Genomic DNA, 8,253 nt, shown 5'->3' with positions numbered 1-8,253 from the left:
ATCAAAAATTGTTTTTGATGCTCGATGCTGTGAGTGCCCACACAGATTGCTTGATTCAAATTGTTAAAGAGCGTCACGCTTATCGCGTTGAGGAGGCGCATCTTACGCTCCTCACTTCGAAAGTCAAGCGGTTGTTTTCGCTTTTCTTTCGGCGCCCACTCCCTAAGGAAGCTGGCTCATCAGGTTGGCGTGTTCCGCCGTGCTGGTAGGGGCGCATTATAGGGAGCCGCGCCGTGATGACAAGGGCTTTTTCACCGAAAAGAACCGTTCGCTCAGATATACAGCAAAGCGGTTCTATTTCGTTCGCATCACCACCATTTCGGGCTGTCATTGGATTTAAATTGAACATTTGAAAAGCCACTTTATAATTGGCTTTTCAAATGTCCAATTAAGGTTTCATTCATGCACCAGATCCTGGATAGCCGCAAAGAGGAGAGAATCGTTCCTCTGTTCCGCCTCGGGTTTCGGCCTTTCTTCCTGTTCGGCGCCTTGTTCTCGGCTTTGGCGATGCTGGGCTGGCTGGGGCAACTCAACGGCTGGTTCGCTCTGCCCGGGATTAGCAACCCCATCTGGTGGCATGCACATGAAATGCTGTTCGGCTTTGGTGCCGCCATAGTGGCGGGTTTTCTGCTTACCGCCGTCCAGAACTGGACCGCTCACCCAGGTGTAAGCGGTTGGCCGCTGGCACTGGTCGTGGGATTGTGGGCCATCCCGAGAGGCCTGCTCCCCTGGTTTGGAGAAAGCAATGTCACTCTGATGGTCATGGACCTGGCCTGGTTGCCCCTCTGTACGTGGTTTCTCGCCAGACCCATCATAGTGACGCGCCAGTGGCGCAATCTCTTTTTTGTTCCCCTGCTTCTCGTGTTGACCCTGCTCAATACCGCTTGCTGGCGGTGGCATGCCGAATGGCCATTGGTGGAACATATCCTGCTTGCAACCGTGCTCCTCTTCACGACCCTGATTGCCGTCATGGGAGGACGTGTCATTCCCTTCTTCACCGCCAGAGCCACTGAGACGGAAAAAGCATTACCACTGCCGTGGCTGGAGCGCATTGCCCTCGCGTCTCTGTGGCTCATCCTGCTGCTCTGGTTAGTACTCCCGACCCAGTGGGTCATCGGAATTCAGATGTTCCCTCTATATATAGTGGCGGCAGGGGCTCACCTCTACAGGCAGCTGCGCTGGCGACCCGGCATCACGGTGGCCCAACCCCTGCTGTGGTCGCTTCACCTGGCCTACCTCTTTATCCCACTGGGGCTGACCGCCCTGGCGGCACGCACGGCTGGCTGGCCGATTGCCTTGTCACTGGCCAGCCATCTGTTCAGCGCGGGCAGCATGGGGGCCATGATCCTCGGGATGATAGCCCGTGTATCCCTCGGACACAGTGGCAGAGCCCTGCAGATAGGACGCAGGATCACGGCGGCATTTGCACTGGTCATCCTGTCCGCACTGTTGCGGGTCTTGCTCCCCCTCTTTTGGCCAGACCTCACCCTCACGGGATGGAACCTCAGCGGATGGAGCTGGGTTGCCGCCTACGGTCTCTTTGTCTGGGTCTATACCCCCATACTGACCAGTCCCAGAGCGGATGGCCGCCCCGGCTAGTCATCGCGTGGCCATGGCCGGATAGTGGATCAGATTGTGGAAGATGGCGGGAGCGACCCCAAGATTGCGATAGCCATGGGGACGATCCGCTGCAAACCGGACGGCCTCACCCTGATCGAGGGAACGCCACGCCCCGTCCACCAGCACCTCCATCACACCGCTGATGACGATGACATGTTCGGTCACCCCGGGTTCATGGGGTTCTGACTCCCGCTGGTAGCCAGGTAGCAGGGTCAGTTCGAACAACTCGAAACCAAAGCGGGCCTCATAGGGGAAAAGCGGGGCAACCTGCATCCCCTCTCCCGCCGGCTGCTGTCGAATATCATCGGCAATACGGTATACCGTCTCTCCCTGCGCCGCTGGTGTCGGCTCAATGAAACTGGAGAAAGAGACCCGAAAACCGGTGGCAATCTTCCACAATGTTGCCACCGTCGGACTGGATTCACCTCGCTCGATCTGTCCCAGCATGGCCTTGCTCACCCCCGTTTCACGGGCGGCCATATCCAGGCTCCATCCTCTTTCAGTGCGCAGCCCTTTCAATCGCTGGGCCAGATAGCGACTCATCTCCTGCATCTGTTCTCCGATTTCTTTGAGCCATATTGTGCGCCATAACGCACAGCGTTATAGTCAAAACCACATTGTATGCAATAGCGCACAAGCTATCAGCATCCACAAGGAAGTTTCCCATGCCCCTAGCCCTCCCCCACATGGTCGCGGGACTCATCGCCGTATTGGTGGGTTACACGAGTTCTGTCGTCTTGATCATCCAGGCCGCCACGGCCGCCGGTGCCGATGCAGCCCAGGTCTCTTCCTGGTTATGGACACTGGGTATCGGCATGGGGGTCAGCTGCATCGGCCTCTCCCTCTATTACCGGATGCCTGTCTTGACGGCCTGGTCTACCCCGGGTGCCGCCCTGCTCATCACCAGCCTGGGGAACTTCAGTCTGGCGGAGGCCATCGGCGCCTTCATCATCTCTTCACTGCTGATCACCCTCTGCGGCATCAGCGGCTGGTTCGACAGGCTGATGCGTCACATTCCCGCCCCACTGGCGGCCGCCATGCTGGCCGGAGTCTTGCTCAGGTTCGGGCTGGATCTCTTCAAGGTGGCACCGCAAGATCCTCTGCTGCTTGGCACCTTGCTACTGGCTTTCTTGCTGGGTCGCCACCTCTGGCCCCGCTACACCATGGTGCTGGTCCTGGCGGCCGGCATGCTGCTCTGCACCCTGAGGGGCGAGCTGCAACTCAACGAGGTTCACTGGCAACTTTCCACCCCGGTCTGGATCTCGCCAGCCTTTTCCATCGACGCCCTGCTCGGCATCGCACTCCCGCTCTTTCTCGTTACCATGACCTCGCAAAACATGCCGGGCATTGCCATCCTGCGCGCCCACGGCTATCAACCGGCCACTTCTTCCCTGATTGGCTGGACCGGATTCATCGGCGTGCTGCTGGCACCGTTTGGCGGCTATGCCTTCAACCTGGCCGCCATCACTGCCGCCATCTGCATGGGCAAGGAAGTGGATCACGATGTCACTCGACGCTGGCCTGCTGCCGTGTGGGCTGGATGTTTCTACCTGCTCACAGGCTGTTTCGGTGCCACCGTGGTTGCCCTGTTCAGCGCATTCCCTGCGGTGCTGGTCACCTGCGTGGCCGGGCTGGCGCTGCTCGGCACCATAGGCAGCAGCTTGCACAGCGCCTTGCAGCAGGACGAGGAGCGGGAAGCCGCGCTACTGACTTTCCTCGTGACTGCCTCGGGGATCACCCTGCTCGGGGTCGGGTCTGCCTGCTGGGGATTGCTGATCGGAGTGACATTGCATCAAGTCAACCGGCTCCGTGCCTGACCTGACCATCTGGGGAGACTCCAGTGAGACGCAGCACATAATCCTGAGAAGAGCGTTCACATATGAACCTTATTCCTTTCTAGTGACAAAACGGCGCAGATCCTTCCCGACAAGCGCCGTTGTCAGACTCAATACTGGAGAACGAAGATGAGGAATCAGGCTGTCATTTTGTTATTGGCACTGCTGGGCGCCACCACGGCCCAGGCTGCCGACACCGATCGGGAGCTGGCACGCCAGCTCGCGCTGCAGCAGAAGAACCTGCTGCCACTCCTGAACAGTCAGGAATACCAGAGCCCGCTGCCCAACCTGCTGCAAAAGGCCAGCCCCCGCCTGAAGCGTCAGGCTCGGGGTGCCAACCAGGCGGCCATCAGTCGGCAAGGGCTGGATGGCGAGGTCAGGGAGCTGATGCAACTGCGGCTGGCCAATCCGGATCAGGCGGATGCACTGCAACAAGGGGTGGAGCCACTGGTTGCCTACATACCAAGTGGTGACGAAAAGAGCTGGAGCGCCATCGAGGCGTTCGACAGCGCCGGCAACCCGATCTATCTCGATGTGAACCAGCCGCCGGCGCGGCCGGTACTGGTGGTGGAGGCCGATCCGGTCAAAGCCAAGAATGCCGGCCTGAAGGTGATGCGAAAGGCGCTGGCTGCCGCCGACATGCAGGTGACGCCCCGTGCCACCAGCAACACCACGCCTCTCAAGACCAGCATTCTCAAGAAGATCAGGCTCAACGATGATCAGGAGCCCTGGCTGCTGGGCGCCGCCGAGGTCTATGCCGTCGTGGCCGGGGTCAATCCTGGCAGGGACGAGCCCGTGGTGGATATCGTCGACATGCCCTATCTCGACTACGACAACACCGACTACACCCCCAACCAGATCCTGGTCTATTGGGATCGCTACCGCTGGGGAGCCGTCGACGTGGTCATGATGGAGCAGGATGACAACGTCAATTACAAGGAGCTGAGCGCCCTCCTGATTGACGCACTCAAACTCGGCTTCACTGCGGGCGGCGTACCTGAGGCCCTGCCCTTCCTCGACCTCGGCGGTCGTATCGTCAAGGCACTCCCGGACTCCTGGATGACCAACAACGACGACTACCTCGACACCTTCTATACCCTGGAGCAGGACCAGAGCTATCACCAGTATCCCGGTGCCGCCGGCAATGCAGTCATCGATCTCGAACCCAGGGAGATCCAGCCAACCCGGCCCTGACTGTCGCCCAAAACAAAAAGCCAATGAGAAGACTCATTGGCTTTTCTGTATCAGAGCCGCGGATCAGGCCTGACCTTTCGGCCTCACACCCAGTGTGTGACAGATGGCGTAGGTCAGCTCTGAGCGGTTCAGGGTATAGAAGTGGAAATCCTTCACCCCTTCCTGACTCAGCACACGCACTTGGTCGATGGCAATGCTGGCTCCCACCATGTTGCGCGTCATCTGATCGTTTTCCAGCCCTTCGAAACGCTGGTGCATCCAGCGCGGGATCTTCACGTTGGTGAAACCGGCAAACTTGGCCAGGGTCTGGTAGTTGGAGACCGGCAGTATCCCCGGCACGATCTCCGCATCGATACCGATGGCGGCGCAGCGATCCCGAAAACGCAGATAGGTCTCCACATCGAAGAAGAACTGGGTAATGGCCCGGTTGGCACCGGCATCTATCTTGCGCTTGAGGTTGAGCAGGTCGGATTGCGCACTGCGAGCCTCGGGGTGGCCTTCCGGATAGGCGGCGACCGAGATGTCGAAATCGGCTTCGGACTTGAGCAGGGCAACCAGGTCGGTGGCATACATGTCAGGCTTGTCGAGGCCGGGGGGCAAGTCTCCGCGCAGGGCCACGATGTGGCGAATGCCGCTGTTCCAGTAGTCACGGGCAATGGTGCGCAACTCGTCACGGCTGGCGTCGATACAGGTCAGGTGCGGAGCGGCGATGAGCCCGGTGCGCTCCTTGATGTCCTTGATCACCTTGTGAGTGCGGTCACGGGTGCCCGAGTTGGCGCCATAGGTCACAGAGACAAATTTGGGCTCCAGCACCTGCAGGCGCTCGATGGACTGCCAGAGGGTGTTCTCCATCCCTTCGCTGTTGGGCGGGAAAAACTCGAAACTGACCGATATGTCGCCACCCAGATCCGCCAAACTCTGGTTGAGTGCCTCAACCTGACGCGCGCTGTGAAATCCCATCTGCTCTCTCCCTGTCCTGCAACCCATTCCTTCACGCCAAAACGGATGTTTGGACGTCTAAACGTCTTTCTATCTTTATGAGAAAACGGATCAAAGTCAATACCGATTTGTCAGCGACAAGGGGGATTGCCGATTTTTTTATTTTGCAATTCAACCTAAGTAATGAGCGACCCCATCCCAAAATGCTGTCAGGCACGCTATGATGCGGGCGGATCGTCCTGGACGTTCTGAATCTGCGTGTGATTGTTTGGCCGGGTTTCCCGGCCTTTTTTTAACTTCTTTCCCCGCCTGCCGATAAGCAATTCAAGCGTTTGCAGGAGCCCCATCATGGAAGATCACCCCGGTTTTGCCACCGATCTGCTGTTCGATCGCTATCAGGGCGAGGTGACGGATCATGATGCGTTCTGGACCGTGCGCACCCCGGGCTCTCCAGACTACTACTTCGGCAACTACCTGTTGCTGCCCACCCCCCCAAGCGATCGTGACAAGGGCTGGCTCGAGGCCAGTTTCGACAGGCTGATTGGCTGGGATCCCCGTATCCGCCACCGCACCTTCCAGTGGCCCCTCGCCGCAGGCCAAAACAGCCGGGTCGCCGGGTTCGTGGCGGCTGGATACCAATACATGGAGTGCGTAGTACTGGCGCTGGGTGCAATGGAGTGGCAAGCTCCCACCGGCAGCGACCTGGCCCCGGCTCGCCCGTTCACCGCGGCGGACTGGGATCAGTGGCTCGCCTTCGAGCTGGCAGAGCGGGATCCCGCCCATTCGGAGGAGCGCTATCTTCCCTATCTCTTGTCACGCCGCCAGCTCTATCAGGCCATGATCGATGACGGGCTCGGACAGTGGTGGGGGTTATGGCACCAGGATCAACTGGTTGCCAGCTGCGGACTCTTCTTCACCGGCACCCTGGGACGCTTTCAACTGGTGCGCACGCACGCAGAGTGGAGAAACCGGGGGCTCTGTCGTCTGTTGCTGAGCCAGGTCGCACGCCAGGGACTGGCACGGGCCAGTTCGCTCATCATAGTGGCAGACGAGCACTATCACGCCCAACGGGTCTATCGCACTCTGGGTTTCGTGCCGGTGGCCCGTATCGGCAGCCTGTGCCGCTGGCCACGGGAATGACAGGTCATCACGCAGATGCAAAACGGGAGGCCAAGGCCCCCCGTTCTTCATGGTGAACCATCAGGGCTGTGCCCCCTCCAGTTCACTGGCGAGCGCCTCCTCCACTTCGGCAGGAGGCGCTGGAGCGACAGCTCCGGACACCGGTGCTGACGGAGGCTGGGTCGCGCTTGCTCCGGAGGGCGCTTGTCCATCCGGCACCACAGGTGCAGCAGGCTCGGTCCCGATGGCACCCGACACAGGGACGGCAGGCACGCTCGCCTCACACTGACACTCCTGTCCCTTGCTCTGGTTGCCCTGATGGGGGGCATACCACCCTTTCAACCCCTGTTCCAGGCGATCGGCCGCCGCCTTGGGTGCCACGGTTCCCAGCAATACCTGCTGGCTCACCTCGGCCAGTTCATCCCCGAGCTTGGGAGTGCCGCGGGAGAGGATCTGGGTGGCAACCCGGATGGTGGAATCGCACTTATCCCGCCACTCCATCATCTCTCTGGCCGCCGGATTGGTGGCTTCAAAGAAGTGGTTGGAGAGCGAGAAGAAGCCGGGCAGCGAGTTGGTATAGAGCTCGGCAAACTGGGGAGTGGTCAGCCACTGCAAGAAGGTCATGGCGGCCTCCTTGTTCTTGCTGGCCGGATTCATCCCCATACCGATATCGGTGTGATCGGTGAAGAAACAGCCATCCCCCTGCTTTGCCACGGGCGGGCGCATGACACCGAAGTCCACCTTGCCGGTGAAGGGGGCGATCTCCCAGGATCCCGCCGCATAGAAGGCAGCCTTGCCCGAGGTGAACAGCTCGTTGGTGGTGGCGTAGTCGCGGCTCTCACCCCCCTCCCCCAGGTAGTCACGCCAGCGGGCCAGCTCCTCGAACACCTTGACGTATTGCGGGTTGTTGAAGCGCTCCTGGCCCCCGATCAGCGCCAATCGACCATCCTCCCCCTTCCAGTAGTTGGGGCCTATGTTCTGGAAACCGAGCTCGGAGGCAACCCAGCTCTCCGAGCCGCTCACGGCGAGGGGAACATAGCGACCATCCGCCTTCACCTTGTCCAGGGCCGCGAAGAATGCCTCGCGGGTCTGGGGAACCGTCAGCCCCAGCTCACTGAAAATCTTCTTGTTGTAGAAGAAGCCGTGAATCACCGATGCCATGGGTACGCAGAAAGTCTGGGCGCCACTGTCGGTCTGCCAGGGGGATTGAGCAAAGCTCGGGAAGTTCTCCATCCCCGCCATCTCGCTCAGCTCCACCAGATGGCCCGCCTTGAACAGGGCCAGGGCGTCGTCAAACGGGCGGCAGGTGATGAGATCCCCCGCCTTGCCCGCCTTGAGGCTGGCCCAGAGGGTCGGCATGTACTCGACGTTCTGCACCCCGTTGAATTTCACCTGAATACCCGGGTGGGCGGCCTCGAAAGCAGGAATGATCTTCTGTTCCCACAAGGCCTTGTCATCTATGCGCCAGCTCTCTATCACCAGCTCGCTGGCCATCAGCTGGCCACACAACAGGAGACTCAGGGCCCCGATCCACTTGTTAGCCATA

General features: G+C 59.9%; 7 protein-coding genes. 4 read left to right on the top strand and 3 right to left on the bottom strand.

Annotated features, from left to right (window positions below):
- The first annotated feature begins 402 nt into the window (after nucleotides 1–402).
- Nucleotides 403–1,599, top strand: a complete 1,197-nt coding sequence (locus AB5Y51_RS11270) for an NnrS family protein (protein ID WP_368178452.1) — start codon at nucleotides 403–405, stop codon at nucleotides 1,597–1,599.
- Here AB5Y51_RS11270 and AB5Y51_RS11265 read toward each other — a convergent pair whose 3' ends face one another.
- Nucleotides 1,600–2,172: a helix-turn-helix domain-containing protein gene (locus tag AB5Y51_RS11265; RefSeq protein WP_042015843.1), complete on the bottom strand. Its 573-nt coding sequence runs from the start codon at nucleotides 2,170–2,172 to the stop codon at nucleotides 1,600–1,602.
- 113 nt (nucleotides 2,173–2,285) lie between these two features.
- Between AB5Y51_RS11265 and AB5Y51_RS11260 the strand changes: the two genes are divergently transcribed.
- Together AB5Y51_RS11260 and AB5Y51_RS11255 are read left to right on the top strand one after the other, a co-directional pair.
- Complete coding sequence (locus AB5Y51_RS11260) at nucleotides 2,286–3,437, top strand: benzoate/H(+) symporter BenE family transporter (protein ID WP_039040111.1); 1,152 nt, start codon at nucleotides 2,286–2,288, stop codon at nucleotides 3,435–3,437.
- Between the two features lie 147 nt (nucleotides 3,438–3,584).
- Nucleotides 3,585–4,649: a DUF3103 family protein gene (locus AB5Y51_RS11255; RefSeq protein ID WP_042879160.1), complete on the top strand. Its 1,065-nt coding sequence runs from the start codon at nucleotides 3,585–3,587 to the stop codon at nucleotides 4,647–4,649.
- Between the two features lie 63 nt (nucleotides 4,650–4,712).
- On the opposite strand, the gene metF is transcribed toward AB5Y51_RS11255, so the two are convergent.
- Nucleotides 4,713–5,609, bottom strand: a complete 897-nt coding sequence (metF, locus tag AB5Y51_RS11250; protein WP_010674220.1) for a methylenetetrahydrofolate reductase — start codon at nucleotides 5,607–5,609, stop codon at nucleotides 4,713–4,715.
- 327 nt (nucleotides 5,610–5,936) lie between these two features.
- On the opposite strand from metF, the gene AB5Y51_RS11245 reads away from it, so the two are divergent.
- Nucleotides 5,937–6,728, top strand: a complete 792-nt coding sequence (locus tag AB5Y51_RS11245) for a GNAT family N-acetyltransferase (RefSeq protein WP_041211874.1) — start codon at nucleotides 5,937–5,939, stop codon at nucleotides 6,726–6,728.
- Nucleotides 6,729–6,788: 60 nt separating this feature from the next.
- Here AB5Y51_RS11245 and AB5Y51_RS11240 read toward each other — a convergent pair whose 3' ends face one another.
- Nucleotides 6,789–8,252, bottom strand: a complete 1,464-nt coding sequence (locus AB5Y51_RS11240; protein WP_368178451.1) for an extracellular solute-binding protein — start codon at nucleotides 8,250–8,252, stop codon at nucleotides 6,789–6,791.
- Nucleotide 8,253 lies beyond the last annotated feature (1 nt).

This window comes from Aeromonas sp. R7-1 (assembly GCF_040908115.1).
GTDB lineage: Bacteria > Pseudomonadota > Gammaproteobacteria > Enterobacterales > Aeromonadaceae > Aeromonas > Aeromonas caviae.
Note: the sequence above shows the minus strand (reverse complement) of the source record. Positions and strands in the feature narration are given on the sequence as shown.